Annotated in this window: 17 protein-coding genes; 12 read left to right on the forward strand and 5 right to left on the reverse strand. The window is 62.3% G+C overall.

Translation table 11 applies throughout. The annotated features are described in order from the left end of the window. Entirely contained in the window at positions 1 to 1,254 is a 1,254-nt protein-coding gene (locus AC07M8_RS16535; protein WP_495175381.1) for a metallophosphoesterase family protein, read from the reverse strand. A 238-nt stretch (positions 1,255 to 1,492) separates the two neighbouring features. Between AC07M8_RS16535 and AC07M8_RS16540 the strand changes: the two genes are divergently transcribed. Further along, positions 1,493 to 3,601, forward strand: a complete 2,109-nt coding sequence (locus AC07M8_RS16540; protein ID WP_495175382.1) for an ATP-dependent nuclease — start codon at positions 1,493 to 1,495, stop codon at positions 3,599 to 3,601. Position 3,602: 1 nt separating this feature from the next. Next, on the forward strand, positions 3,603 to 5,441 hold the full coding sequence (locus AC07M8_RS16545; RefSeq protein ID WP_495175383.1) for a UvrD-helicase domain-containing protein: 1,839 nt from the start codon (positions 3,603 to 3,605) through the stop codon (positions 5,439 to 5,441). 139 nt (positions 5,442 to 5,580) lie between these two features. Here AC07M8_RS16545 and AC07M8_RS16550 read toward each other — a convergent pair whose 3' ends face one another. Both AC07M8_RS16550 and AC07M8_RS16555 read right to left on the reverse strand, forming a co-directional pair. Further along, a complete protein-coding gene (locus AC07M8_RS16550) occupies positions 5,581 to 8,172 on the reverse strand; it encodes a DEAD/DEAH box helicase (RefSeq protein WP_495175384.1) in 2,592 nt (863 codons plus the stop codon). Between the two features lie 3 nt (positions 8,173 to 8,175). Further along, the gene (locus tag AC07M8_RS16555) at positions 8,176 to 9,975 is read right to left on the reverse strand and encodes a site-specific DNA-methyltransferase (RefSeq protein ID WP_495175385.1); all 1,800 of its coding nucleotides are present in this window, start codon (positions 9,973 to 9,975) and stop codon (positions 8,176 to 8,178) included. Positions 9,976 to 10,161: 186 nt separating this feature from the next. Here AC07M8_RS16555 and AC07M8_RS16560 point away from each other — a divergent pair, with 186 nt between their 5' ends. Then, entirely contained in the window at positions 10,162 to 11,850 is a 1,689-nt protein-coding gene (locus AC07M8_RS16560; RefSeq protein ID WP_495175386.1) for a DUF262 domain-containing protein, read from the forward strand. A 51-nt stretch (positions 11,851 to 11,901) separates the two neighbouring features. On the opposite strand, the gene AC07M8_RS16565 is transcribed toward AC07M8_RS16560, so the two are convergent. Beyond that, entirely contained in the window at positions 11,902 to 13,023 is a 1,122-nt protein-coding gene (locus AC07M8_RS16565) for a site-specific integrase (RefSeq protein WP_495175387.1), read from the reverse strand. A 283-nt stretch (positions 13,024 to 13,306) separates the two neighbouring features. Between AC07M8_RS16565 and AC07M8_RS16570 the strand changes: the two genes are divergently transcribed. After that, positions 13,307 to 13,555, forward strand: a complete 249-nt coding sequence (locus tag AC07M8_RS16570) for a hypothetical protein (protein ID WP_495175388.1) — start codon at positions 13,307 to 13,309, stop codon at positions 13,553 to 13,555. A 1,013-nt stretch (positions 13,556 to 14,568) separates the two neighbouring features. Then, the gene (locus AC07M8_RS16575) at positions 14,569 to 15,591 is read left to right on the forward strand and encodes an Abi family protein (RefSeq protein WP_242152931.1); all 1,023 of its coding nucleotides are present in this window, start codon (positions 14,569 to 14,571) and stop codon (positions 15,589 to 15,591) included. A 183-nt stretch (positions 15,592 to 15,774) separates the two neighbouring features. On the opposite strand, the gene AC07M8_RS16580 is transcribed toward AC07M8_RS16575, so the two are convergent. Beyond that, positions 15,775 to 16,179, reverse strand: coding sequence for a MerR family transcriptional regulator (locus AC07M8_RS16580; RefSeq protein WP_242152928.1), 405 nt, complete (start codon positions 16,177 to 16,179; stop codon positions 15,775 to 15,777). A 69-nt stretch (positions 16,180 to 16,248) separates the two neighbouring features. On the opposite strand from AC07M8_RS16580, the gene AC07M8_RS16585 reads away from it, so the two are divergent. The 7 genes from AC07M8_RS16585 to AC07M8_RS16615 all read left to right on the forward strand — a co-directional run bounded on the left by AC07M8_RS16585 (position 16,249) and on the right by AC07M8_RS16615 (position 24,670). Then, positions 16,249 to 16,911, forward strand: a complete 663-nt coding sequence (locus AC07M8_RS16585; RefSeq protein WP_242152926.1) for a cation efflux transmembrane domain-containing protein — start codon at positions 16,249 to 16,251, stop codon at positions 16,909 to 16,911. Beyond that, positions 16,898 to 17,263, forward strand: coding sequence for a hypothetical protein (locus AC07M8_RS16590; RefSeq protein WP_242152923.1), 366 nt, complete (start codon positions 16,898 to 16,900; stop codon positions 17,261 to 17,263). The genes AC07M8_RS16585 and AC07M8_RS16590 overlap by 14 nt, the downstream gene beginning before the upstream one ends. Positions 17,264 to 17,328: 65 nt before the next feature. Then, positions 17,329 to 18,594, forward strand: a complete 1,266-nt coding sequence (locus AC07M8_RS16595) for a TolC family protein (protein WP_242152922.1) — start codon at positions 17,329 to 17,331, stop codon at positions 18,592 to 18,594. After that, a complete protein-coding gene (locus AC07M8_RS16600; protein WP_242152919.1) occupies positions 18,591 to 19,763 on the forward strand; it encodes an efflux RND transporter periplasmic adaptor subunit in 1,173 nt (390 codons plus the stop codon). Before AC07M8_RS16595 ends, AC07M8_RS16600 begins: the two co-directional genes overlap by 4 nt. A 3-nt stretch (positions 19,764 to 19,766) precedes the next feature. Then, positions 19,767 to 22,994, forward strand: coding sequence for an efflux RND transporter permease subunit (locus AC07M8_RS16605; RefSeq protein WP_242152914.1), 3,228 nt, complete (start codon positions 19,767 to 19,769; stop codon positions 22,992 to 22,994). A gap of 10 nt (positions 22,995 to 23,004) precedes the next feature. Then, positions 23,005 to 23,973 carry a cation diffusion facilitator family transporter gene (locus tag AC07M8_RS16610; protein WP_242152911.1) on the forward strand — a complete coding sequence of 323 codons (969 nt, stop codon included), beginning with the start codon at positions 23,005 to 23,007 and terminating at the stop codon, positions 23,971 to 23,973. Between the two features lie 10 nt (positions 23,974 to 23,983). Next, the gene (locus tag AC07M8_RS16615) at positions 23,984 to 24,670 is read left to right on the forward strand and encodes a ZIP family metal transporter (protein WP_242152908.1); all 687 of its coding nucleotides are present in this window, start codon (positions 23,984 to 23,986) and stop codon (positions 24,668 to 24,670) included. The last annotated feature ends 68 nt before the right edge of the window (positions 24,671 to 24,738 follow it).

Consider the following 24,738-nt stretch of genomic DNA (forward strand, 5'->3'; position numbering starts at 1 on the left):
CTAGGCCTCGCTCGTCAGGCGCGAACTCAACGCGAGTGTCGCGGTGCGGAGAACGGAACCCCAGTCGCCGGCGGCGGCCGCATTGCGCAGCTCGCCGTCCTCGTCGGATCCGAGGGACGTCTGCGCCGCCAGCAGGAACGGGCCGAGGTCATGCGCGAGCAGCTCGGCGAGCGCCGGGTCGGTCGGCGCGCGCGCGATCAGCGCGGCGAGGTCGTCGCCGATGACGACGTTTTGAGTCTGGCTGTCGGGGGCAACTAAAACCTTCACCTTCTCGATAAAGAGATCGGGCGAGATGGACGCGGCGACCGCGCGGGCGTCATCGCGAAGCGAACCCCCGCGATCGTGCATCGCGCCCGCGTCGGACGTTCGACCCGTGAGCGTTACGCGGGCCACCAGGGGGAGTCCCGCTGCACTGTCCTGCCACGCCGCCAGAAGTGCGCCGCGCATCAACGCCGGCACCGCCTCGGCCATGGCGTCGGTGCAGTCGACCTCGACTACGGTCCAGCGCAGGACGTCGAGCTCGATGCGATCGACCGCGGTGACCCGAGCGTCTTCGACGGTGACGATCACCGCGCCCTTCGGCCCGGTCTCGCGGATCGTGCGGCCCTGTGTGTTGCCCGGGAACACGACGTGCGGCTCCTCGCAGACGATTTCGTGCTCGTGGACATGCCCGAGCGCCCAGTAGTCGTAGCGCTTGGACTTAAGGTCATCGAGACTGCAGGGGGCGTATGCGGCATGCCCCTTCCGGCCAGCCAAGGCGGTGTGCAGCATGCCGATATTGAAGTTGTAGCTAGCGGCCTCGGGATAGGCGAGCACCAAGTTGTCGGTGACGGCGGGCGTCGGAAAGCTCTGGCCGTGGATTGCGACCCCAAGATCCGGGAGTGTGTGCGTCTCTGGCTTCTTAGTGCCGAACAGCCGCACGTTGGGCGGCCACGGCACGCTCCTCGTGATGACCGATTCCGCATCGTGGTTTCCGGCGAGGAGGAAGACCGGGATGCCGGCTTGGTCGAGCCGTCCGATCGCGCGGGCGAAATAGAGGCCGGTGCTCATGTCCCGCCACTCTCCATCGAACAGGTCGCCTGCGATCAGGACGAAGTCCACAGTCTCGTCGAGCGCACACTGGACGAGGTTGTCGAAGGCCGCGCGGGTTGCGCTACGGATATCCTCTTCCGGCAGTCCCTCATAGCGGGACAGGCCATACAGGGGACTGTCGAGGTGGATATCGGCCGCATGAAGGAAGCGAAAGTCGGTCATCATGCCATCCTGCCGAAGCGCATCAGATTACACCAGCGTCCCGGCGGCCCCTGCGCGCGTGACAATCGATTGACAGGCGAAGGGACAGACCTAGCATTGCTCGATGGGGGAGGGGTCTCGTTGAACGGATCATAATGGGCCGTGCCGGAACTCGACTCCTGCCATTCGCAGATCGCATAACAGTAAGCCGGGGAGGGCTCGATGGCCTCGCCTCACAACATCCAGTGGGACCGAAAGCATGAAGGTCAGTCTCGTCGCCATTCGCAACTTCCGGAGGCTGGAAAATGTGGAGATCGACCTCGAAGACCGAGAGTCGATCTTCGTCGGACCGAACAACAGCGGCAAGACATCGGCAACTGCGATATTCCGGTGTTTTCTCGGCGGTCGCGACTTTAAGATTCATGATTTCTCCGTTTCCCGAATGGCCAACTTCGACGCTTTTGTCGAGACCGGCGATAAAGCGCGTCTTCCTGCGATCACCCTGGATTTGTGGTTCACCATCGATCCCGAAAGTATTGCCTTCGGGAGGGTTTTCACGCTGCTACCCAAGCTTTCCGACTTCACGGAGCTTGGAATACGCTTCTCGTACGAGATCGACGATGCTGCCAAGCTTTGGGACCAGTACAACGCGGCCTATCCCAAGCAGGAGGACGGTAGCCGAGCAAAGGCACTGTCGCAGTATCTTGCGCTAGACGGCAACCTTTCGCGACATAGCACCACCCGCTTCTTCTCGCTGGACAGACAAACAGGAGAAGGGGGCGCGACCGAAATCGTCACAAGCGAGCTCGAGCCAGAGGAGGGCAAGCGACTTGTGCGGCACCTTATCCGAGTGGAGTTCGTCGACGCGCAACGCAACATCAATGACGATGACAGCAGCCGCAGCAATCGGCTTTCAGCAGCCTTTGGCGCTTTTTACCGAAAGAACCTCGAGCAGGTCGGGCATGCAGCCGACGCGCACCGCGTGATCGACGAGAACAACAGGCAGCTAACCGAGCATTACGAACAGCAATTTGATCCTCTCATTAAGTTGATCAAGGGCCTTGGCGTTCCCTCTATTAACGACCGCGAGCTGCGAATTATCTCGTCGCTTAGCCCAGAAACGGCTCTACGCGGCAGCACAGAGCTGCTTTATGTCGATCCAAGCCGGCAGCATGAACTGCCCGAGCTCTATAACGGGCTCGGCTTCAAAAACCTCATCTACATGGCGATTCAAGCTCGGCACTTTCACTCACAGTGGGTTATGACCGCTGAGAATCGCCCTTTGTGCCTGATGATTTTCATCGAGGAGCCTGAAGTTCATCTGCACGCTCAGGTGCAGCAGACATTCATTTCAAATATCTGGCAGGTAATCAATCAATCGGCGCAAGCGGCGGGTGAACCGAGCCTCGTGCCGCAGCTCGTTGTGACCACCCATTCCTCTCATATCATGGAAGCGGTGCCTTTCGAGAAGGTCCGCTATTTTCAGCGCTGTCATGTAGCGGGGGAAACCGCCGCCACGGGAATCCGCAACGCCTCGGCCGTGCGCAGCCTCCGCGCCTTCCAGCCCGAGGCTGAGACGATCGACGGCAAGCTTATCTCGCCTTCCGAGTCGCTGGCGTTCCTCAAGCGCTATCTGCGTCTTACCCATTGCGATCTGTTTTTCGCCGATGCCGCGATTCTCGTGGAAGGCGCCGTCGAGAAGCTTCTGATGGCGGCCATGATCGAGAGTTCAGCGGCGCGCCTCCGGACCACCTATCTGACGGTCTTAGAAGTAGGAGGGGCTTACGCGCATCGCTTCGAGGGGCTGCTAAGCTTCCTGCACATTCCATATCTGGTGATCACCGATCTCGACTCTGTTGTACCAACCGGCCATCCGAAGGCGTGCCGTGCCGATGTCGCTGGCGCGCGTACCTCGAATGCATCACTCAAGAAGCTGTGTGGCAAATCAACGGTTGCCGAGCTGATCGCGCTTACATCCGACGAGAAGAAGCATGTAGCGAAAGATCGTTGTATCGCATTTCAGACCGATGTCACTGTCACCGAGGGTACCAGCCAGCAAGAGTTGCGGCCCCGGACCTTGGAAGAAGCGATGGTCTACGAAAACTTCAAGCTTGTGCGAGCCGGAACGCTCTCCATCGATGCTGCGATCCGAGCGCCCCTCGATGAGGCGTATCAGGACGTCTACGATCGGATCCGGTCGGACAGTTTCAAAAAGACCGACTTTGCCATGGACGTACTCGCCTGTGATGAGGAGTGGATCGTTCCTGAATATATTGCCGAGGGTCTCCGCTGGCTTGAGGAACGGCTCTGCCCACCACTCGCCAACGCATCGGCGGCTGCTGCTGCCGCTGCTGCTGCGGTGGTTTAGCATGGGCATCCGCATCGAAAGCGAAGCAGATCTTGTCGTTCGTCAGTGCCTCGACGATCGTCGCAGCTTTGCGATGGTGGCGGGCGCCGGTTCGGGCAAGACGAGCTCCTTGGTCGAGGCCCTTGGGCGTGTGCGCGAGCGTGAGGGTGCGGCACTCCGGCGCCAAGGGCAGCGCATTGCGTGTATTACCTTCACGAAGCGCGCGGTCGAGGTGATCAAGACGCGTCTCGGATTCGATGACCTCTATATGGTTTCCACCCTTCACGGGTTTTTGTGGGGCCAAGTCGGACGGTTCAACGACAACATCCGTGAGGCGCTTATTGAAAGCCGCCTTCCTGCGCTGATCGAGAAGGCAAAGGCGGAGGATAAGGGCGGCAAGAGTAAGACAGCCCTGAAGGCGCGCGCCAAGGTTGAGCGCCTCTCTGCTGCACTCGACAAGTTGCCGTCGATTTCGACCTTTGAGTATGCCGACACCAAGTTCAGCGACTATGGTGAAGGTAAGATTGGTCACGATGATGTGATCGAGATCGCCGCTTATCTTTTTGCGAACAACGCAACATTCCGGCGAATCACTGGCCTGCGCTTTCCCTATATATTCGTCGATGAAGCACAGGACACTTTCGAAGGCATTGTTGCTGGGCTCAACCTCGTCTGCGCCGGTATCGGCCCGCCGCTTATCGGGTACTTCGGTGATCCCTGGCAGCAAATCTATGATCGCAGTGCCGGGGCCTTTTCGCCGCCTGAAGGCGGCAAAATTATTACCAAGACGGAAAACTTTCGCTGTTCCAAGAGTGTGATCCGTCTTCTCAATGCCTATCGGCGTGATGTCGAGCAGTATGCTGCCGGTGATAACAAGGAGCGGGAGGGAAGCGTTGAGTTCCTGTTAGTGAAGGCGGAAGAACCCAGTGAACCACGCAAACGGTACGGCGACGATCAGATCGAGCGCGCGTTGGCACGGATGGATGCGGCAGTCGCTGACTGGGGCTGGAGCGGCCACGCCGACGTCATGCGGCTCTTTCTTGCTCGTCAGATGATCGCCAGACGCCTGGGCTTCGCTGAGCTCAACAAGCTGTTTACAGGAACGTTCGCCTCCTCACGAGCCGAGGAAGCGTTCGAGGCAGGCGACCACTTCCTGATCAAACCCTTTCTGAGGACGCTTTGCCCGCTCATCCTGGCAAGAGAGCAAAATGACGGACGCAAAGTTGTAGACATCCTGAGACGGGAAAGCCCGGCGTTTGCAGTCGACGGCCGGAACGCTGCGAAGTCGCTGAAGTTGATGATTGAGACCTCGGCAGCGTTGGTGGAGCAGCTGCATGCCCTCTGGAAAACGGAGACGGTTGGTGAAATTCTTCGCTTCTGCGTTGAGAAACAGACCATCTTAGCCTCGGATAAGCTGCACGACCATCTTGCTCGGTCGCCTCGAGAAGAACTGTACAACGAGGATCTGAACAGCCTCGATAAGGGCGACTGGCTTGCCGACGCCTTCTTTTCTATGCCGACCCAGCAGGTCACTCGCTACGCCTCCTTCATTCAGAGCAACACTGCGTACAGCACTCAACATGGTGTGAAAGGCGAAGAATATCATAAGGTTATGGTCGTTTACGATGACGTTGAAGCTTCCTGGAACGCGTATAACTTCAGCAAGACCTTGACTCCGGCGACAGCCGGGGAACCGACGGAGCGTCAGCGGGACCAAACGTCGAAATTGGCATACGTCTCCTTTTCCCGAGCGATGGACGATCTGCGCGTTCTGATGTTCACGACCGATCCAGAAGGGTCACGCGCCGAGCTTATTGCCAACAAACTGCTGTCGCCCGAGCAGATCCGGGTGATGAACTGACGTTTGCTCTCGCACGCGCCGGCTCGTCCCTAAGCCTCGCCCTTCCGCGAGTGCCGATGATGATTAACGCGGCAGGCAATCGCGTGGAGCCTGCAACGGCATCGTCGCGCGTTGCTTCAGCTTACGCGGTGCCAACAAACTATAGGTGTGCCGGCAATTCGGCCCGCCACTCGCTCATCAGGATAAGCGTCCCTTCAACAGTCTCGCCTTGCTTGACGAGCTCCAGATCGCCGACCGACACCGCATCGTCCCACCGAAACTGCTGCGAAAGGTAGGATAGCGCGGCGCGTTTATAGGCGGTGTCAAGATTGTCGAGTTGGTCGCCTTTGGTTTCCAGAATTGTGATGCGCTTGGCCTCTCCGTCGCGCTGAACTGCGAAGATAAAGTCGGGATAGATCTTGGCCTTCCTCCAACCCTGGATGCCGTACTGCGTCCTTGCCACGTTGCGATGCCACCAAGTCAGCGCCCCCTCGCCGTCGAGGTAGACCGCGACATCCTTTTCGTCGGTGTTGAAGTCGGCCTCGAAGACCGGGGTGAACAAGCTCTTTTCCAGCGGACCGCCGGTCCGGCTCACCACCTGACGCGCGTTTTCGGAAAGCGTGGTTTGCTCGGTCATCGGCATGCGCCAGTTTCTGCCGTCGAGGCGCAACCTGAACTGAATACGGCCCGCTTCGACCTCGACTTTGAATCTGGCTTCCGCAAATACGGCGCGCGCCATGTCGAGCCCCTTCCTGAGCTCATCGACGATCAGGGTGGCCAGCCTGCCCAGCTTGTCCGCATCGAAGCCGCGGGCATCCAGTGCCGCGATCATGGACCCGACGATCTCGCGTCCGACGAAGGGGTTCTGGACGATGTCCGAAATCATCCGGGCGGCGTGTGCCGGATCGAACGCCAGTTCCTCCGTATTGGAGGCGACCGTCTCGCCAACGAACAGCTCCTCGCCGTCCTCTGACAGGCTAATGCGTTGCAGCTGACTCTCGGCGGCCTGCGCATTCTCCGGCAGGCCGTCCGCTATGGCCTTGGCGTCAAAGTCGCGCCAGTCGATGGCGGACAGGATATCGGCATCGTAGTCGAGCTCCCTGACCTCGCCGTTGGAAACCGACATCACCTTCGGCAAGTATATTTCGGTGGACGCGAACACATGGCGTCGGTCGATCCTACGGCTCTTCTTGCCCGAGGCCTCCTCATCTTCCTGCAATGTGCGAAGCACGAAGTCACCAAGACCACCCTTCTGCAGGCCGCCCTTGATCGCGCTGACAACGGAAGCGGTGCTGGCGTGATGCGTGATGACATAGCACTCGTCGAGCGCCTCGCACCCGGTTTCAAGCGCGCCCGGCTGCCGCAGAACTCGGCCGACCAGCTGCGTCATGGCCTTGAGGTTGGTGCTGGCCGACAGGCTGCAAAGGACATAGGCAAACGGGCAATCCCAGCCCTCCTGCAGCGCCTGCTTCGTGATGATGGCGCGCACCCGGTTGGTGGGCGACATCAGGTCTTGGTTCTCAGGCCCCTTGAGATCGTTCTGCTGCGCGGTCTTGATCGCGATTTCGGTCTGGTCGAAGCCCGAGGTCAGTAGCCATTCCTTGACGTCCTCGGCGTGGATGTGCCCGCTCTCGCGCTGGTCCTCGCCTGTGCGCTCCACCTGGACCAGCATGATCGGCCGGATGTACCGGTTCGTGTCGGCCCGAAGCCGCTGCGCTTCCGCGGCTAAAATATCGAGTCTAGCGACAGCCGCAGCAAGCGTCGCCTTCCAGTCGTCTCCCTGCCGGGGATCGAGGTTGAGCGGCATCTTGATCATGCCCTCGCGATCCAGCTCCCGGCCCGTGACCTCAACGAGCAAATTGGCATAGCGGGCATCGCGCGGGTTCGCCCCGCCCCTCGGCTGTAAGTCCTGCGGCGTGGCCGTCAGTTCAAGGACGAAGCAGGGGTTAAAACCATAGATCGTGCGGAAGGCGAGATCGGTGATAGCCCGGTGTCCCTCGTCCAGCACGATCATGGGCCGGATGATCCGAAGCGCGTTTCCAAGCGAGTCCTTCACCAGCGGGAACATGCCCTGGTAGGCGGCAAGGTTGGTCGTCTGATCAAGCGCGGCCTGGTGGGCCTGCTGTTCGCCTTCCGGCGGGAAGAACCCGCGGATGTCGCCACGATCCTTGAACATCGTCAACGAACTCTGGGTCTCGCGGTTGGCGGACCACAGCATCAGGATCATGACGCACAGATTGCCCTCGACATCCCTTGCATCGAGACTATCGCCTTTCTCCAAGATCTTGACGCGGTTCGCCGACGCCCGCTCCAGCGACTGCCGGTACGGATGCTCGCTATCGCGGAGGTGTTTGAGGGTCTGGGTGTAGATCGCCTCGTTCGGCACCAACCAAAGCACTAGACCTGTGTTGCGGCCCAGATACCGGCCCATGACCCGTGAAACCGCAGAGACCGCCAGCCAGGTCTTGCCGCCACCCGTAGGCACCTTGAGTACGATGTTCGGAACCGGCCGGCCGCATCCGTCGAGCCGGCCCGAGAACGGAATCGCGGCTCGCGAGGCCGGGAGCTTGCCAGCCTCCTTGAGCGCCTCCCATGCCTCCTTTGTGAAGTCCGGCACAGGGATGCCGAGCGAGGGGTCCTGCGCTGCCACCACGGCGACCCTGTCTGCCAGCGCCTTTTTCTCCTTCAGCGTGTCGAGATAGGCGTCGATCGCTCTGAAGACGCGATCCTGATATTCGAGCTCCCGAAGCATTGGTTAGCTCCGGTCGATGCGGTAAAGGGCGAAAGGCAGCGGCGCGAACTCAACCTTCAGGCCCTGTTCGACCAGCATCTTCTGGCTGACATAACGCGCCGGTGCGAAAACGAGGTGGCGTCGATCGGGTGCGGACTCCGCAATTGTCCGCGCACGCGCCAAGGTCAAGGCCGCATCCGGCGATTTCAGCCAGTCCAGATCGGGCTTGTAGATCAGCCAGACCTGCTGGCCACCAGCCTCACCGAGGAAGTACGTATCCTCGTCGACCTTTGAAGGGTCGAATGCACGGCTCGTCGCCATGTGGAAGAGGACGCCGCCCAGCCCGACATAAGACGGCAGCGTCTCCCCGGTCAGCAACTTGTCGAGCTCGATCGGCTCGCCGAGCGTGCAGTAGGTAAACCCGCCACCAAGGCCATCAGCCTCCTCGGCGCAGGCTTTCTCGCCCGTGACGATGAGCTCGCCATCTTTCATTTCTTTCTTGATTGCGTCGTATTCGTGCCCGTGCAGATTCTCGATGGCGCTGACGGCATCAAGAATCTTGTCGGCCTTGTTCAGCCTCGCCCAGGTCAGCGATTGCCGGTAAAGCTCGGTACGCTGAACACCCTTGAACTTGTAGCCGCCGACTACGCGCCGGATACGCTCCGCCGTCAGCTTGTCCGCATACTCCTCCATCTCGACGAGGATGAACTTGCGTTTGCCGTCGTCGCGCTCATTGGCCGCCAGCACGGCGTGACCTGTGGTGCCGGACCCCGCGAACGAATCCAGCACGATCGAGTCCGGCCCGGTGGCGATTGCGATAACGCGCTCAATTAGCGGCACGGTTTTCGGGGCATGGATTGCGAGATCGCCTTCGTCATACTCGCTGAAAATTTCGAGCAGCTGCTTCTTCGAGTCCTCTGTGGTGCCGACCTCACTCGCCGGCCACAGCGTCATAGGGACCAGCCCCTTCGCGTCCTCTGGGAACTGCTTGATCCGGGGCTTGCCGTTACCCTCTTTTGGCCAATACACCATATTGTCGGCCAGCAGCCGCTTGAACTCGGGCTCAGTTGCGCCCCAGCAGCGTCCTTTTGGCGCCTTGTGCTCCACTCCAGTGGGCGTTGTGATCGTGTAGATCTGGTTGTCTCGGCTGCCCTGCGCCGAAAACGGGATCGAAGCCCAGATGCCGCGCGGGTCCTTGTCCGGATTGCTGTACCCGCCTTCCGTAGGTGCCAGCAAGTTGCGCCGCAGCTTCCAAGTATCTTTAAGCGCCTTCGAATACAGCAGGATATGGTCGAAGCTGGGGGACAATACAGCTCGGTTTTCGCGCGACGTGCGCTTTTGCCAGGCAAGCTGGCCGACGAAGGAGTCCTCGCCGAAGATCTCGTCGAGCATAGCACGAGCGCGATGGACCTCGTTGTCGTCCAGTGTGATCCAAATGCTGCCATTCTCGCTTAGCATTTCGTGCAGCAGGCGCAGGCGCGGCCACATCATGGCACACCATTTGTCGTGCCGCAGCCCGTCCTCCGTGCCGATGGCATTGGCCGCCATCCACTCCTGGATCATAGGCGCGTTGACGTTGTCGTTGTAGCGCCAGCCCTCGTTGCCGGTGTTGTAGGGCGGATCGATGAAGATGCAGTCCACCTTGCCGGCATAAAGCGGCAACAGGGCCTTGAGCGCCCGCAGATTGTCGCCGTGAACCACCAGATTGCCGTCGAACGCCACCGGGCCAATTCCCTTATCCTCGTGCGGTACGAGAGGGCGGAAGGGCACTGTGAGATGGTGGTTGTAGACGAACTCTTTGCCCTTGAAGGTGATTTCCGTCATTGATTCAGCCCAAGATTCCCAATGCGTCTTGCCGACGCGATCGAGCGCTGATTAGGGATAGCAGCGTCGTGTGCAAGGCTTGGTGTCCGTGAAATAGGCTCCTCCGGACATCATGCATCCCTTTCGAGGCGATTGACAGCGAAGCGGGTCGCCCGCCACGGTTCATCGAGCAGCAGGGAGCGGATCGTGTCGAAGAAAATCAGTGGTGCCGAATACGCTCTCTCAAAGATCTTCTCCTCCGATTTCGAATACGTCATTCCATCCTATCAGCGACCGTACGCCTGGACTCCCGATCAGGCTGGCGAGCTTTTCGAGGACCTGATTGCCTTTTTCCAAGCCGAGCAGGAGGAAGGCTACTTCCTCGGCAGCATCGTGCTGATCAAGTCTGAGGACAGTGCCTATTCACAGGTGATCGATGGCCAGCAGCGCCTGACGACGCTCACCATACTGCTCGCCGCCATGGCTTGCGCGAACGGGGGCGAGGACAAGGATGAGCTCCGCGACTACATCCTCGAACCAGGCAAGAAGATGGAGGGAATCCTTCCAAAACCCCGCCTGTCGCTGCGCGAGCGCGACCGGACCTTCTTCGCCAAGTACATCCAGGGCCTGAAGCTGGACGAGCTTATCGATCTCGACCCGGCCTCGCTTGACAACGAATCCCAGGAGAACATCCGCGCTAACGCTAGGTATTTCGCCCAGGCCGTCGCGGACGCACTTCCGACGCCGGAGAGGCTCCGCGAGTTCGTCACCTTCCTCCTGACGCGGTGCTACCTCGTTGCCGTATCCACCGCGAGCCAGGAATCCGCGTTCCGCGTATTCGCGGTGATGAACAGTCGCGGCCTAGATCTCCAGCCGACCGACATCATTAAGGCCGACATTATCGGTAAGCTGAAGAGCGAGACCGATCGGGGGATTTATAACGACAAATGGGAAGAGATGGAGGTCGAGCTCACCCGCGAGGGCTTCCGAGACCTCTTCACGTACATCCGTATGATCTACGCCAAAGAGAAGGCGAAGCGGATACTGCTGGAGGAGTTCCGCGCCCACGTCCTTCCAAAGAACCCGGACCCGAAGGCCTTCATCGACGACGTGCTCGAGCCATTTGCCGACGCTTTGGATGACATCCGAAATTCCTCGTATGCGGCCACGTCCCATGCCGAGGACGTGAACTATTACATCAGGTGGCTGCAGAGGATCGATAATTCCGACTGGATCCCTCCAGCGATGTTGTATCTTAAGGAGCAGCGGAACAAGCCTAAGCGAGTCGCACGCTTCTTCGAGCTGCTAGAAAGGCTCGCCGCGTTCATGCATATCTGTCGCTGGAACGTGAACAGCCGGATTGAGGTATATGCGGAACTGATCAATGACATTCAGACGGGCGCTGAGCCGGACGATATGGCGCAGTTCGAATTCACCAGTGACGACCACGAGGCGTTCCGCGACGCGCTGGACGGCAACATATACGAACTGACGCCGCGCCGCCGGAACTACCTGATCCTGCGGCTCGACTCTTTCATCTCGGACGGGGCCGCCACGTACGATCCGTCGATCCTGACGATCGAGCACGTCCTGCCGCAGACCGTGCCGGCAAGCAGCGAGTGGAAGACGTGGTGGCCCGATGCATCCGAACGCAAGGCGTGGGTGCATCGCCTCGCCAACCTAGTACCACTCAACAAGAAGAAGAACTCGTCGGCTCAAAATTATGAGTTCGGCCCAAAATGCGAAATCTATTTCTCAGGGACAAAGAACGTCTCATCCTATGCGCTGACGAGCCAAGTTATAGCGCAGGATGAATGGACCCTGGATGTGGTGGAGGCGCGCCAGCAGCAGCTCCTTGAGGTGCTCTACAAGAACTGGGGCATCGAAGGTGGATAGGGGCGAGCGGGTCGCGAACGTTCCAGAAACCTATAATGCACTTTGCCTATCTCACAGGAAACCCTCACCCGCATGCTCCCGAAATCGTTCGTGATCGCGGACATACTCCGCCACCATCTCGAGCGACGAATGCCGACTGTGCTCCTTCATTTTAAATATGTTGGCGTTCTGCCGCCCCGCCTCCGTCAGGAAACCGGCGCGAAGCGAGTGACCTGAGAACAGTTCGGGCGGGTAGCCCGCCGCAACGGCGGCCGCCTTCACCACCAGCGCGACGCCTTGGGCGCTCATAGGCTTATCGGTCAGCCGGCCCTGCGGCGTCAATTTGCGGAACACTGGGCCGTTGGCGATACCCGCCTTGTCCAGCCAGGCGCGATAATGACGTACCGGCTCGAGCCTGCGCCCGTCGGGGATCGCGACGGTGTGCCCCTTACCTTCTTGGTCGGTCTTCGATGCCGTGATCCGAACAAGGAGCCCGCGACTGTCCTCGCTGACGCGCCCGACCGTGATGTCCACCAGCTCGGAACGGCGGAATGCGCCCGCCATTCCGATCGCGAGCAGTGCGCGGTCGCGGTAGCTGCGCAAATCTTCGCCGACGATCGCGCGCACCATGTCGCGCAGCACGTCGCCGTCGGCAGGGCGCTTCTTGCCGGGCAACTCGCCGCGCTTGTCCTTGCGGATTCCGCGCATAGCGCGCTCCAGTCGCGACGCATCTGGTTGAGACGTTGGTGGCTCGACGTCGGCGGCGCGATGCGCAAAGACGATTGCGGCGAGCCGCCGGCCGATCGTCGCGCGGCCGAGCGGCACGGGTTCCTTGCGCGGCAGTACAGTTCCGCGCTTCGTGCGGCGGAGCTCCTGCGGAGAGAACCCGCTCTCGGCGAGGAGCGTCAGGAACGCGGCGACCGTCGCCGGCGTCGCCGGGAGCGGCCGATAACCGCTTTCCTGGCACCAGGCGCAGAACAGCCGCCAATCCGATTTGTAGGCGCGCAACGTCGCGTCGGCCGAGGCCCGGCGGACATAGTCGTCGACCCGTTCACGATCGTCGGGCGCAAGCTGTGGGAGATACGGCTCAAGCGACTGAACCTGATCGACCACCACCAGCGCGTCATCCACGATACCAGCCAAATCCGAAGGATCGACGTGGGCCATGTCATCGATGCCACTATCGTCGGCCATGCCGACCTCCTGCGTTGCGTTAGCCCGCACCGAAACAGGCGCGTGAGCTGTCGTTCCGGAACCGTCGGAATCGATACGCGACTGACCAATTTGACGCCAGTATGTAATTAGCGGGAATCAGCGTTATCGCTAATTATGAAGCGTGGCATGTGACGTTCGGAGGGTAACCCGCAGAATGAGTTTTGCGACACGGTGCGCTGCAAACGCCCACGCGTTCCTTTTTCGATCTGCATCGGTCGGATAGGTTCAAGGACACCCTCAAACGTACGTAGGCGGATCCACGATGGGAAATGTCGATCTAACAGAGATGCGAAGGCAGATCCGCTCGATGACGTTTGAACGCGGCACGCCGGATCAAATCGCCCTTTGGCGTGAAGATCTGGCGGAAGCGCGCGCGAACCTCGAGATCGAGGGACTTGCACCGACGGCAGATGACGATGAAATGTTTGCAATGATGCTTGATGAGGGCGTTCCACCAAGATTGATGCCAACCCTTATATTACAGCTTTACCAGCAGGGCAGCCGAACCTAAGTTTGTTCGCTTTATCCCGCAAAATGTAGTCAGCCTGGGCCAGAAGTCCCGAGGGTTCTTTAGGCGGATACCGAATTTCGGCTTTGCAACTCCATCCTCCGTCCAACCTGCCCGCGATCGTCCGCAGATCGCTGAGGTTGCGGTTAGTTCCCATTCGGCACCGTTTTGCCGGACACGTCCCAAGGCCCGAATGATCGCGCCGGTAAATAAGTCCGCCATGGAGCGCACTTGCTCAATGCGGGTCGATCACGATCGGTCGTCGAAAGCACGAACTCGCATCGTTTTGCCTGACATCTACAGAGGTGCGTCTCGCGTCGGGGCATTCCGATTCGTGCTTTCGACGACCGATGACCTGCACGGTGGTGGGAGGTCGCCCACCGAGCGTGGGGGAAACCCGGGGCCGCCCATACGACAGCCCCGGTCTGCTAGTACCCTTTCGGGAAACGGACACGCTCGATAAGCGGCCGCGGGTATGGCGTGTCTAGAGGCTGTAGGGAAAAGAGCAACTCTCTCGCGGTGCCCTTAAAATCGGGCTTCGATAGAGCAGGTGTGCTACGGGACACACCTTTCGTCAGCGCAAACGACGAAGTATATTCGAGCTATGGCAAAGGCACAGCCTACCTCGACGAACACCGCGGTTCGCGACCCAAAGACGGGTAATTTTCAGACTGTACGCGGGGTCGGTGCGATCAAAGGCCGCCTTACATTGGAAAAGGGTATCGATCTTACCAAACCGATCGCGTCGCAGGTGATGAAGGGCGGCAAAACCAGAAAGAACGCTACGCAGAATCTTTTGAGACGCCCTGGCAAGGAGGATAACGCACGTTCCCGGGCGGGCGACAGTACGAAAGGGTGCGCTGTTGGAACGGCCGAGTAATAGCCTAGGCCCGCCTATCGACCCGCGCTCATGGATCGCACGCGCCGTGGCAAACGCTTACAGACGCGCACAGCGGTCGAGCGGCTTTCAACTTTTAATTGAATCCTCATGCGCCCACGCATATATCGGATGCAACATGGCCGTCCCCTCTGTTGCCGCTGGCATCAAGGGGCGGCCTTCTTCATATCTGGGCCGGATGCTTCCGCCCTACACCAAACCCCATCTCAGTTTCGCCGATCAGCTGGCGCTCCTCATGCAGCGCGGCTTGATCGTGACCGATCAGGCGAAGGCGGTTCTCCACCTCCAGCGCATCGGTTACGGGCGTCTCACGCCCTATTGGCAGCCCTTCCAGCAGCTTGTTCCCGATCCCAATGATGCAACGCTGACCGTCCGCACCGAGCAGTTCCAAGCGGGCGCCGAGTTTCGCCATGCCGTCGATCTCTACCTCTTCGACAAGCAGCTTCGCCTCCTGTTCCTCGACGCGATCGAACGGATCGAGGTCGCGCTGCGCGTGGATCTCGCGCACGCCATGGGCAAGCGTGATCCTTGCGCGCACCGTTCGCCCGCCTTTCTCGACGCCCATCGTGCCAACCAGGCGATGCCCGGAGGGGGCACCCGCCACCAAAATTGGCTTGCCAAGGCCGATGGCGCGATCGCTCGCTCGAAGGACGACTGGATCAAGGAGTTCTACGCCACCTACAGCCCGCCAGTGCCGATCTGGATGGCGGTCGAGGCATGGGATTTCGGCACATTGTCCTGGTTGCTCGAGATGGCGCATCCCAACGATCGTGCCGCCATCGCCAAACGCTACGGCCTTCTTCCCAACACGCTGGTAAGCTGGATCAAAACGCTCGCCTTCGTGCGCAACATCAGCGCGCATCATGCCCGTCTGTGGAACGCAGGCATCATCAATCAGCCGTTGGTGCCCAAGCCGTTCGAGGCACCGCAGCTCGTGCATATTGGTAGCGACCTGGAGCGGCGCACGCGTGTCTATGGTGCCGCGGCCGTGGCCAGCTACTTCGTCAGGCGGATCAATCCTGGGACATCCTGGCCGTCCCGCATGAAGGCGCACTGGCAACCGTTCCCAGCAATGCCGTTCGCAAGTTCCATCCAAGGCGGGTTCTTGGCCGGCTGGGACGCAGAAGCGATCTGGGCCTGATCTAAGGGCCCCGCGGGCGCGGCCCTGCCGGGCCAAGGCTCTATCGGTGCTGGGCACCGACCGAGCCACCGTGCCGGCATCTCGGCCCGTCCGGGTGACGATCCTCCCGTGAGGTGTGCCACGTGGCACACCTATGGCCCCGCGCCGATGCGCGGCACTTAGCCGGTAGAGCGCCGGGGCTCTTCAAGAACTGGGCGCCAATGCCTCAATAATCCGGCAGTCGGCGACGGTGTTACGGCTACAGGAATCGATCAACGTATCGAGCTCGCCGGCGAGCGCCGTCAGGTCGGAGATCTTGCGCGTAATGGCGTCCCGGTGTTGGTTGGCAATAACGTCGACGGCCATGCAGGATTGGTCGCGCCGATCGGCAAGCCCCATCAATTCCCGCACTTGGTCGATCGAGAATCCTAGATCCCGCGCGCGTCGGATGAATGACAGGCGACGAAGATGCGCGGTGTCATACGTCCGGTAGTTCGCTGCCGATCGCGCGGGAGCCGGTAGCAGACCGATCTGCTCGTAATAGCGGATCGTCTCGACCTTAGTGCCGGTTGCGCAGGCCAGCTTCCCAATCGTCAGTTTTTCGAACATGGCACTTGACCCTCTAGCGACTAGAGGGTGCATATAGGCTGCCAGATCGATTCTATCGAGGTGGCGAACATGGCCTGTACGAGCTGCGCGTCCGACAAGACGGGCACCTTCAACGACCCTAAATGGCGGCGTGCGCTTTGGATCGCGCTTGCGATCAACGGCACTATGTTCGGAGTTGAAATCGTCGCCGGCATCACAGGCGGCTCGAAGGCGCTCCAGGCCGACGCCCTCGACTTTTTCGGCGATACGGCGAACTATGCGATCAGTCTGGGCGTCGCAGGTATGGCCCTCACCTGGCGCGCCCGCGCGGCGATGCTGAAAGGTGCGACGCTCGCGGTACTCGGTTTCTACGTGCTGGTCGCGGCAGGATGGGCGGCGGTTCACGGAACCGTGCCACATGGCGAGATGATGGGGATTGTCGGCGTCGTCGCTTTGATCGCGAACCTCGTGGTGGCAGTGATGCTCTACCGCTTCCGCAGCGGTGACGCGAACATGCGATCGGTCTGGATTTGCTCGCGCAACGACGCGATCGGCAACATCGCCGTCGTCCTGGCCGCATGCGGCGTGTTCGGCCTGAACAGTGCCTGGCCCGACCTTGTTGTCGCGGCGCTGATGGCGTCGTTGGGATTGTCGGGCGGCTTGCAGATCATGCGGCAAGCCCGTGCCGAGTTGCGGTCTTCCCCGACCCCCGAGCCTGTCGATTTCCGAGGATCATTACATGGCAGTCGCTAAGCTGCTACGGGCCGGGCCAATGCAACGCCTGTCCGCCTTCTTCCTCTGTCTGATGCTTGCGCTGTCGCTCGGGTTCGGATCGGTCGCGCACGCGGCCGAGGGGCCGGACGTGGAGGTATCTGCCTCTACGTCGATCGGCCATGCCAATGGCGATGGCGACCAGGTGCCGGCCGACAGCCAGAAGGGCTATCCCCATCACCATGGTGGATGCCACGGCCATGATATCGGCGTTCCGATGGCGCCTGATCCGGTCGCATCCGCTACGGGGCTGCGCGTGATGCCCTCAGTTTGGAACAATGGACCGATGGCGATGGCGCCTTCGGACCCGGCGCTGCGACCTCCCCAAGCCTGACCGACGTCTAAGCTCCGCCCGGCAAACCCGCGCGGATTCCAGTGTTCGTCAGGAGATCCTTACCCATGCAGCGTCTAATCGCGGCCCTATTGGCCGTGGCATCATGCGCGTCGATTGCGCAGGCGCAATCGTCCGAGCCGATATCGACCGGTCCAACCCTTACGCTCGACCAGGCGCTGGCGCTCGCCGGCGCTACCGCGCCCACGCTCGACGCAGCGACGGCCGGGGTCCGGGCAGCAGAGGCTGGTCGCACTGTTGCGGGCTACCGCCCCAACCCCTCGATCGTTGCGGAAACCGAGAACGTCGCGGGCAGCGGACAATATCGCGGGGTGCGCAGCGCAGAGACGACGGCCGGCCTGGCGTTCCCGATCGAGCTTGGGGGCAAGCGGTCCGCACGGATCGCAGTGGCCGACGCGCTCGGTAGCCGCGCCCGGATCGGCTCTGCCTTGGCCGAAGCCGACCTGCGCCTTGCCGTCACCCAACTCTACATTGAAGCGACGGCAGCGGACCGTCGCCTTGTCACGGCACGCCAACAGGCGGGCATCGCCCGTGAGGCGCTGCGCGCAGCCGGCGTCCGCGTGCAGGCGGGGCGGGCATCGCCCCTCGAACAGCAGCGGGCCGACGTGCTGCGCATCAATGCCGAAACCGCCGTCGAGCGTGCGCAGCGTCTCGCAGACGTCGCACGCGACAACCTGACGCGCCGCATCGGACAACCCGTCACCGGCGCACTCGACATGGCATGGTACGATCGCGTCGAGGGTTTTGGTCCGGCGCAGCCGATTGCGACCGCCGGCACGCTTGCGCTTGCCGCTGCGCGCGCGGACGCGACTACAGCCGAGGCGCAAGTGAGGCTCGCACGTTCGCAGCGCGTCCCCGACGTCACGCTCAGCGCCAGTGCGCGTCGTCTCGAGGCGACCAACGACGTCGCGGCAGTGTTCGGGGTGTCGATCCCCTTCCCCGTCTTCAACAACGGGAAGGCGGCCGTTGCCCAGGCTCGCGCCCAGAGCGATCAGGCACAGGCGCTTCGTCGTGTAGCCGAGCTGGATACGGCACAGGATATCGCACGCGCCCAAGTTGAGGTGGCGAATGCGGCTACGTCCGCCCGCAACGCGAGCGGACCTGCGCTCGCGTCGGCAACCGAGGCGGCGCGGATCGCCCGAATCGGCTACCGCGAAGGCAAGTTCGGCCAGCTCGACCTTCTCGATGCCGAGCGGACCCTGTCCGAAACGCGAACCGCCGCGATCGACGCGCTCGCCACCTACCACGATGCGAAGGCCCGCCTCCAAAGGCTCGTTGCCGCCGCGCCCTCGTTCGAGGAAACCAATCAATGACGAAGATCATCATCCGGGCGCTTGCACCTGTGACCCTGGCTCTCATCCTTGCGGGCTGCGGTAGTGGCGGCAGTAGCGGCGAAGCCGGCGAAAAAGCCGGAGCTGAAAAGACCGAGAAAACCGAAGCTGGCGAGACCAAGGAAGCGGCCAAGGATGTCGTGACCTTATCCGCGCAGCAGATCGCGGATGCCGGTATCGAAGTAACGCGCCCCACCGTAGGCGGCGAAGCCGGCGCGATCGAGCTGTCCGCAACGATCGAAGGCGATCCGCAGGGCGTACAGGTCGTGTCGGCTTCGGTCGGAGGGCGCCTTGTCTCGCTCACCCGCAATCTCGGCCAATCCGTCAGTCGCGGCGATCCGCTCGCGATTATCGAGAGCCGGGAAGCGGCATCGCTCAAGGCCGAAGTCGAGGCGGCGCGCGCACGTGCCGCCCTCGCCGGGTCCAACCTGCGCCGCGAACAGCGCCTGTTCGCCGAACGTGTATCGCCGGAGCAGGATCTCGTCGCCGCGCGGACCGCGGCGACCGAAGCCGGTATCGCGCTGCGCCTGGCGCAGCAGCAGCTATCGGCGACCGGTAGCGGGGGCGGCGCGCTCAACCGCATCGCGGTGCGCTCGCCGATCGGCGGTCAGGTCATCGCACGGTCCGCCACGCTCGGGCAGACGGTCGCGGCCGACGCCGAACTGTTCCGGGTCGCCAATCTTTCGAAAGTCACCGTCACCACGTCGCTGGTGCCGAACGATGCCGGCCGGGTGAAGCCCGGTGCGCGCGTCGAGGTCACGGCCCCCGGTCGACGTCAGGAGGGTCGGGTGACATTCGTCTCGCCCGTGCTGGACGAGACGACCCGGCTGGTGCCGGTGATCGCAACGCTCGACAACGCCGGCAGCATCTGGCGGGTCGGCGAGACGGTCAACGTGTCGATCCTCGTGCCCGCCACCGGAGACCGCACCGTTGCCGTGCCTTCGGCCGCAGTGCAGATGATCGAGGACAAATCGTTTGTTTTCGTCCGGACCCCGACAGGGTTCCGCGCGCTGCCCGTGACATTGGGCCGGACCAACGGTGGTCAGGTCGTGGTGACATCGGGCCTCACCGGCTCCGAGCGGATCGCCTCCACCAACAGCTTCACGCTCAAGGCTGAACTCGGCAAAAGTGCAGCCAAGGACGAGGACTGAGCCATGATCGGTCGCATCGTCACCCTGTCCGTCGAAAAGCGATGGCTGGTCCTGCTTTTCACCGTCGCCGCTGCACTGATCGGGATTGGCGCGCTGCGCCAGCTTCCGATCGATGCCGTGCCCGACATCACCAACAACCAGGTGCAGATTAATATCGTTGCCCCTGCCCTTTCCCCGGATCAGATCGAAAAGCAGGTCGCGTTCACCGTCGAGACGTCGCTCGCAGGCATCCCCGGACTCGACTATACCCGGTCGCTCAGCCGCAACGGCTTCGCCCAGGTCACGGCGGTTTTCTCAGAAAAGACCGATATCTACTTTGCACGGGCGCAGGTCGCCGAGCGCCTGCGCTCCGCCCAGGAAAGCCTTCCGCAGGGGGTGAATCCCGAGATGGGGCCTATCGCGACCGGTCTCGGCGATATCTTCATGTGGACGGTCGAATATCGCGAGCTGGATCAGACTCGTCACCGTAACGGCGAACCCGGTCTGCAACGCGATAGCAGCTACATCACGCCGGAGGGCGATCACCTCGTCAGCGATGCCGACAAGGCGACGTACCTGCGTACCGTACAGGACTGGATCGTCACGCCGCAGCTTAAAAGTACGGCGGGCTTGGCCGGCGTCGACTCCCTTGGCGGCTACACCAAGGAGTATCTCGTCGTTCCCGACGTCCAGCGGATGGCGGCGATGCGCCTCACGCTGCAGGATCTGTCAACGGCGCTGGAGCGCAACAACACCAGCGCCGGCGCGGGCGTCGTCAACCGCAACGGTGAAGGGCTTGCCGTTCGCTCGGACGGGCGTGTGCGCAACGCCGACGAACTCGCCCGCACCGTCATTGCCACGCGCGAGGGCGTGCCGATCCTGCTCAACCAGATCGCAATTGTTCGTACCGGCCAGGCGCTCCGCATGGGGTCCGCGTCCGAGAACGGCCACGAAGTCGTGGTCGGGACGGCGGTGATGCGGATCGGAGAAAATAGCCGCACCGTATCGACGGGCGTCGCCGAGCGGCTGACCCAGATCGGCCGTTCCTTGCCGGTCGACGTGGTGGTGAAGCCAGTCATGAATCGGACCGAGCTGGTAAACTCCACCATCGCCACGGTAGCCCGCAACCTCGCCGAAGGCGCGGTGCTGGTCATCGTCGTCCTGTTCGCGCTGCTCGGCAATTTCCGGGCGGCGCTGATCGCTGCATTTGTCATCCCGATCACGATGCTGCTCACCAGCATCGGGATGCTGAAAGCCGGTGTCTCCGCCAATCTGATGAGCCTCGGCGCGCTCGACTTCGGCCTGATCGTCGACGGCGCCGTTATCATCGTGGAGAATGCGCTCCGCCGTCTCGCCGAGGCGCAGCACGGCCGCGACGGCGAGCTGACGATGGAACAGCGGCTCGGGTTGGTCGCTGCCTCTGCCCGCGAGATGATCCGCCCATCCGTTTACGGGCAAGCGATTATCATCCTCGTCTATGCGCCGCTCCTCACCTTCTCCGGGGTCGAGGGCAAGATGTTCGAGCCGATGGCACTCACCGTCATCATCGCGCTCGTCTTCGCCTTCATCCTTTCGCTGACCTTCGTGCCCGCAGCCATCGCCATCTGGCTCAGCAAGCGGGTCGAGGAGAAGGAAAGCCGCATCGTCGCGTTCCTGCGGCGACGCTACGAACCGGGACTCGGCGCGGCCATGCGCCGGCCGAGCCTCACCATTGGCGTTGCGGTCGGCGCGCTCGCGCTTGCCGGTGTCGCCTTCACCACCCTGGGCCAGGAGTTCCTGCCCCAGCTCGATGAAGGCAATATCCTCGTGCAGGCTGTCCGCATCCCGGGCACGTCAGTCGACCAGAGCCAGGCCATGCAATTCCAGGTCGAAAAGGCCCTCGCCAAGGCGCCGCAAGTCCGGTTCGCTTTTTCGCGCACCGGCACGTCCGAGATCGCGTCCGATCCGATGCCGGCGAACGCGACCGACACGTTCGTCATCCTGAAACCCAAAGGGGAATGGCCTGACCCCGGTCTGTCAAAGGAGGCGCTGGTCGAGCAATTGGAAAAGCGTCTCTCCACCCTGCCGGGCAATGCCTACGAGATCACCCAGCCCATCCAGATGCGCTTCAACGAGCTGATCGCCGGTGTGCGCGGCGATATCGCGATCAAGGTGTTCGGCGACGACTTCGGCGAGATGAACGCGACCGCAAATCGCATCGCCGGCATCCTGCGTACGACGCGCGGCGCCGCAGACGTCCGGGTCGAGCAGACCGAAGGTCTGCCGATGCTCGACATCCGTCCCAACCGCACCGCCATGTCGCGGGTCGGGGTGACGGCCGGCGACGTGCAGGACACGGTTGCCGCCGCGATCGGGGGACGCCAAGCCGGCGTCATCTTCGAAGGCGATCGCCGCTTCCCCGTCGTGATCCGCATGGCGGAAAGCGCACGATCCGATCTGACCGCGGTCGCCCAGGTGCCCGTGCCGACCGCAGGCGGCGGTTTCGTGCCGTTGTCGACGGTCGCGGATATCGCCGTCGTCGACGGTCCCAACCAGATCAGCCGGGAGAACGGAAAGCGGCGCGTCGTGGTGCAGGCGAACGTCCGCGACCGCGATGTGGCAGGTGTCGTCGCCGATGCGCGCGCCGCGATCGACAGCCAGGTGAAGCTACCTCCGGGCACTTATCTCGAATGGGGCGGCCAGTTCGAAAATCTGGCGTCTGCACGCGACCGGCTCGCGATCGTCGTGCCGATCTGCTTCGCCGTCATCATGCTGCTGCTTTACGGGGCGCTAGGCTCCGTTCGGGACGCGCTGATCGTGTTCACGGGCGTGCCCCTGGCCTTGGTAGGCGGAGTGCTGGCGCTGGTGCTGCGGGGGATGCCATTCTCCATTTCCGCGGCCGTAGGCTTCATCGCGCTGTCGGGCATCGCGGTGCTCAACGGGTTGGTGATGGTGTCCTCCATCCACGACCTGATGCGCGACGGCGTGGATCGCGCTGTGGCGGCGCACCAAGGGGCGCTCGCCAGGCTCAGGCCGGTTGCCATGACCGCACTCGTCGCGTCGCTCGGGTTCGTACCGATGGCGCTGGGGCACGGTGCCGGTGCCGAGGTGCAGAAGCCCCTCGCGACCGTCGTCATCGGCGGGCTGATCTCCGCCACGCTGCTGACGCTGTTCGTGCTGCCGACGCTCTACGCCCGCTTCGGCGCGCGCACGCTGCCTGCGTCGTCGGACGGCCATCTCGAACTCCCTCCCCTGCCCGCTGCGGCACACTGAAAGACAGATCATGCACGATCATGCAGCGGGCGGAGACGCCCATGACCATAGCGAACCGGGTGGTCACGATCACGGTCACGGGGGGCATGGGCACAGCCACGCTCCCAAGAGTTTCGGCAAGGCGTTCGCGATCGGCACCGCTCTCAATCTCGGCTTCGTCATCATCGAGGCCGGTTACGGCATCGCTTCGGGATCGATGGCGCTGCTGGCCGATGCCGGCCATAATCTGAGCGACGTGCTGGGCCTGCTCATCGCTTGGGGGGCAGCGACGCTGGGCAAGCGCCGCCCGAGCGGCAAATACACCTATGGCTTCCGCAGCTCGTCGATTCTGGCCGCATTCCTGAATGCACTGCTGCTGCTCGTCGCGATCGTCGTGATCGCGGTGGAGGCGATCCGTCGCTTTTCCGAGCCGGCTCCGGTTGCGGGCGGCACGGTGATGATCGTCGCGGCGATCGGTATCGTCGTCAACACGGCGACCGCGCTGCTGTTCATGTCCGGCCGCAAGGGCGACCTCAATATTAAGGGCGCGTTCCTCCACATGGCGGCCGACGCCGCAGTGTCGGCCGGCGTCGTGGTGGCAGGCTTCATCATCGTAAAGACCGGGCTCACCTGGATCGACCCGGTGACGAGCCTCGTCATCGTTGCGGTAATCGCGATCGGGACGTGGGGGCTGCTCCGCGATTCCGTGAACATGAGCCTTCAGGCCGCACCCCCCGGCCTCGACCCGGAGGAAATCGGCACGTTCCTGCGCGGACGCCAGGGCGTGCAGGAGATCCACGACCTCCACGTCTGGCCGATGAGCACGACCGAGACGGCACTGACCGTGCATCTGCTCGTCCCGGGCGGCTACCCCGGCGACGCCTACACGGCCGGCGTCGCGGCAGCCCTGAAGGAGAAATTCGGGATCGACCACGCGACGATCCAGATCGAGACCGACCCTGGAACGCCATGCGCGCTCGAATCCGACAAGACCGTTTGAGGCTCGCGACATGCAGGCACTACTCTTCACCCTGATTCCGGTCACGGCCGTGCTGCTCGGTTCGCTAGTCGCCGTCACCCGACGACCGAGCGAAGCCGTCGTAAGCGCGATGCAACATCTGGCAGCAGGTGTGGTGTTCGCCGCAGCCGCAGTCGAGATCCTTCCGCAGGTGATGCACGAAGGCTCGCCCATCGCGACCTTCATCGGGGGGGCGATCGGCATCATCGTCATGCTTTCGCTGAAAGCCATCGAGGGTCGGGCCAAGGGGCCTATCGCGATGCTCGGCGCGGTCGGTGTCGACATCCTGATCGACGGGCTGGTGCTGGGACTGGCGTTCGTCGCTGGTGGCAAGGCGGGCATATTGCTCACCATTGCTTTGACCCTCGAGGTGCTGTTCCTCGGGTTAACCGTGACGACCGAGCTTGGCGAGACGATCCGATCGAAGGCCCGCATCGTGGCGACCACGGTGGGGATCGCCCTGCTGCTCCCGATCGGCGCGACGCTGGCGACGCCCGTGGCGCTCCTTCCGCCCGTCGTCATCGCCGGATTTCTCAGTTTCGGGCTGATGGCTTTGCTCTACCTCGTGACCGAGGAGCTGTTGGTCGAAGCGCATGAGAAGCCCGACACCCCGCTCATCAGCGCCATGTTCTTCATCGGCTTTCTGGGGTTGCTCCTGATCGAGGAGATTTTGGGCTGACTGATCAGCATGGCGCACGCTGGACGGACGAGGCCGACGCCGAGCTACGCCGGCGTGTGACGGCCAAG

The organism is Sphingomonas sp. GW821-FHT09E03 (assembly GCF_059416225.1).

Coding starts and splice junctions, on each gene's coding strand:
- AC07M8_RS16535 (WP_495175381.1), bottom strand. CDS start 1,254: ATGACCGACTTTCGCTTCCTTCATGCGGCCGATATCCACCTCGACAGT.
- AC07M8_RS16540 (WP_495175382.1), top strand. CDS start 1,493: ATGAAGGTCAGTCTCGTCGCCATTCGCAACTTCCGGAGGCTGGAAAAT.
- AC07M8_RS16545 (WP_495175383.1), top strand. CDS start 3,603: ATGGGCATCCGCATCGAAAGCGAAGCAGATCTTGTCGTTCGTCAGTGC.
- AC07M8_RS16550 (WP_495175384.1), bottom strand. CDS start 8,172: ATGCTTCGGGAGCTCGAATATCAGGATCGCGTCTTCAGAGCGATCGAC.
- AC07M8_RS16555 (WP_495175385.1), bottom strand. CDS start 9,975: ATGACGGAAATCACCTTCAAGGGCAAAGAGTTCGTCTACAACCACCAT.
- AC07M8_RS16565 (WP_495175387.1), bottom strand. CDS start 13,023: ATGGCCGACGATAGTGGCATCGATGACATGGCCCACGTCGATCCTTCG.
- AC07M8_RS16570 (WP_495175388.1), top strand. CDS start 13,307: ATGGGAAATGTCGATCTAACAGAGATGCGAAGGCAGATCCGCTCGATG.
- AC07M8_RS16575 (WP_242152931.1), top strand. CDS start 14,569: ATGGCCGTCCCCTCTGTTGCCGCTGGCATCAAGGGGCGGCCTTCTTCA.
- AC07M8_RS16580 (WP_242152928.1), bottom strand. CDS start 16,179: ATGTTCGAAAAACTGACGATTGGGAAGCTGGCCTGCGCAACCGGCACT.
- AC07M8_RS16585 (WP_242152926.1), top strand. CDS start 16,249: ATGGCCTGTACGAGCTGCGCGTCCGACAAGACGGGCACCTTCAACGAC.
- AC07M8_RS16590 (WP_242152923.1), top strand. CDS start 16,898: ATGGCAGTCGCTAAGCTGCTACGGGCCGGGCCAATGCAACGCCTGTCC.
- AC07M8_RS16595 (WP_242152922.1), top strand. CDS start 17,329: ATGCAGCGTCTAATCGCGGCCCTATTGGCCGTGGCATCATGCGCGTCG.
- AC07M8_RS16600 (WP_242152919.1), top strand. CDS start 18,591: ATGACGAAGATCATCATCCGGGCGCTTGCACCTGTGACCCTGGCTCTC.
- AC07M8_RS16605 (WP_242152914.1), top strand. CDS start 19,767: ATGATCGGTCGCATCGTCACCCTGTCCGTCGAAAAGCGATGGCTGGTC.
- AC07M8_RS16610 (WP_242152911.1), top strand. CDS start 23,005: ATGCACGATCATGCAGCGGGCGGAGACGCCCATGACCATAGCGAACCG.
- AC07M8_RS16615 (WP_242152908.1), top strand. CDS start 23,984: ATGCAGGCACTACTCTTCACCCTGATTCCGGTCACGGCCGTGCTGCTC.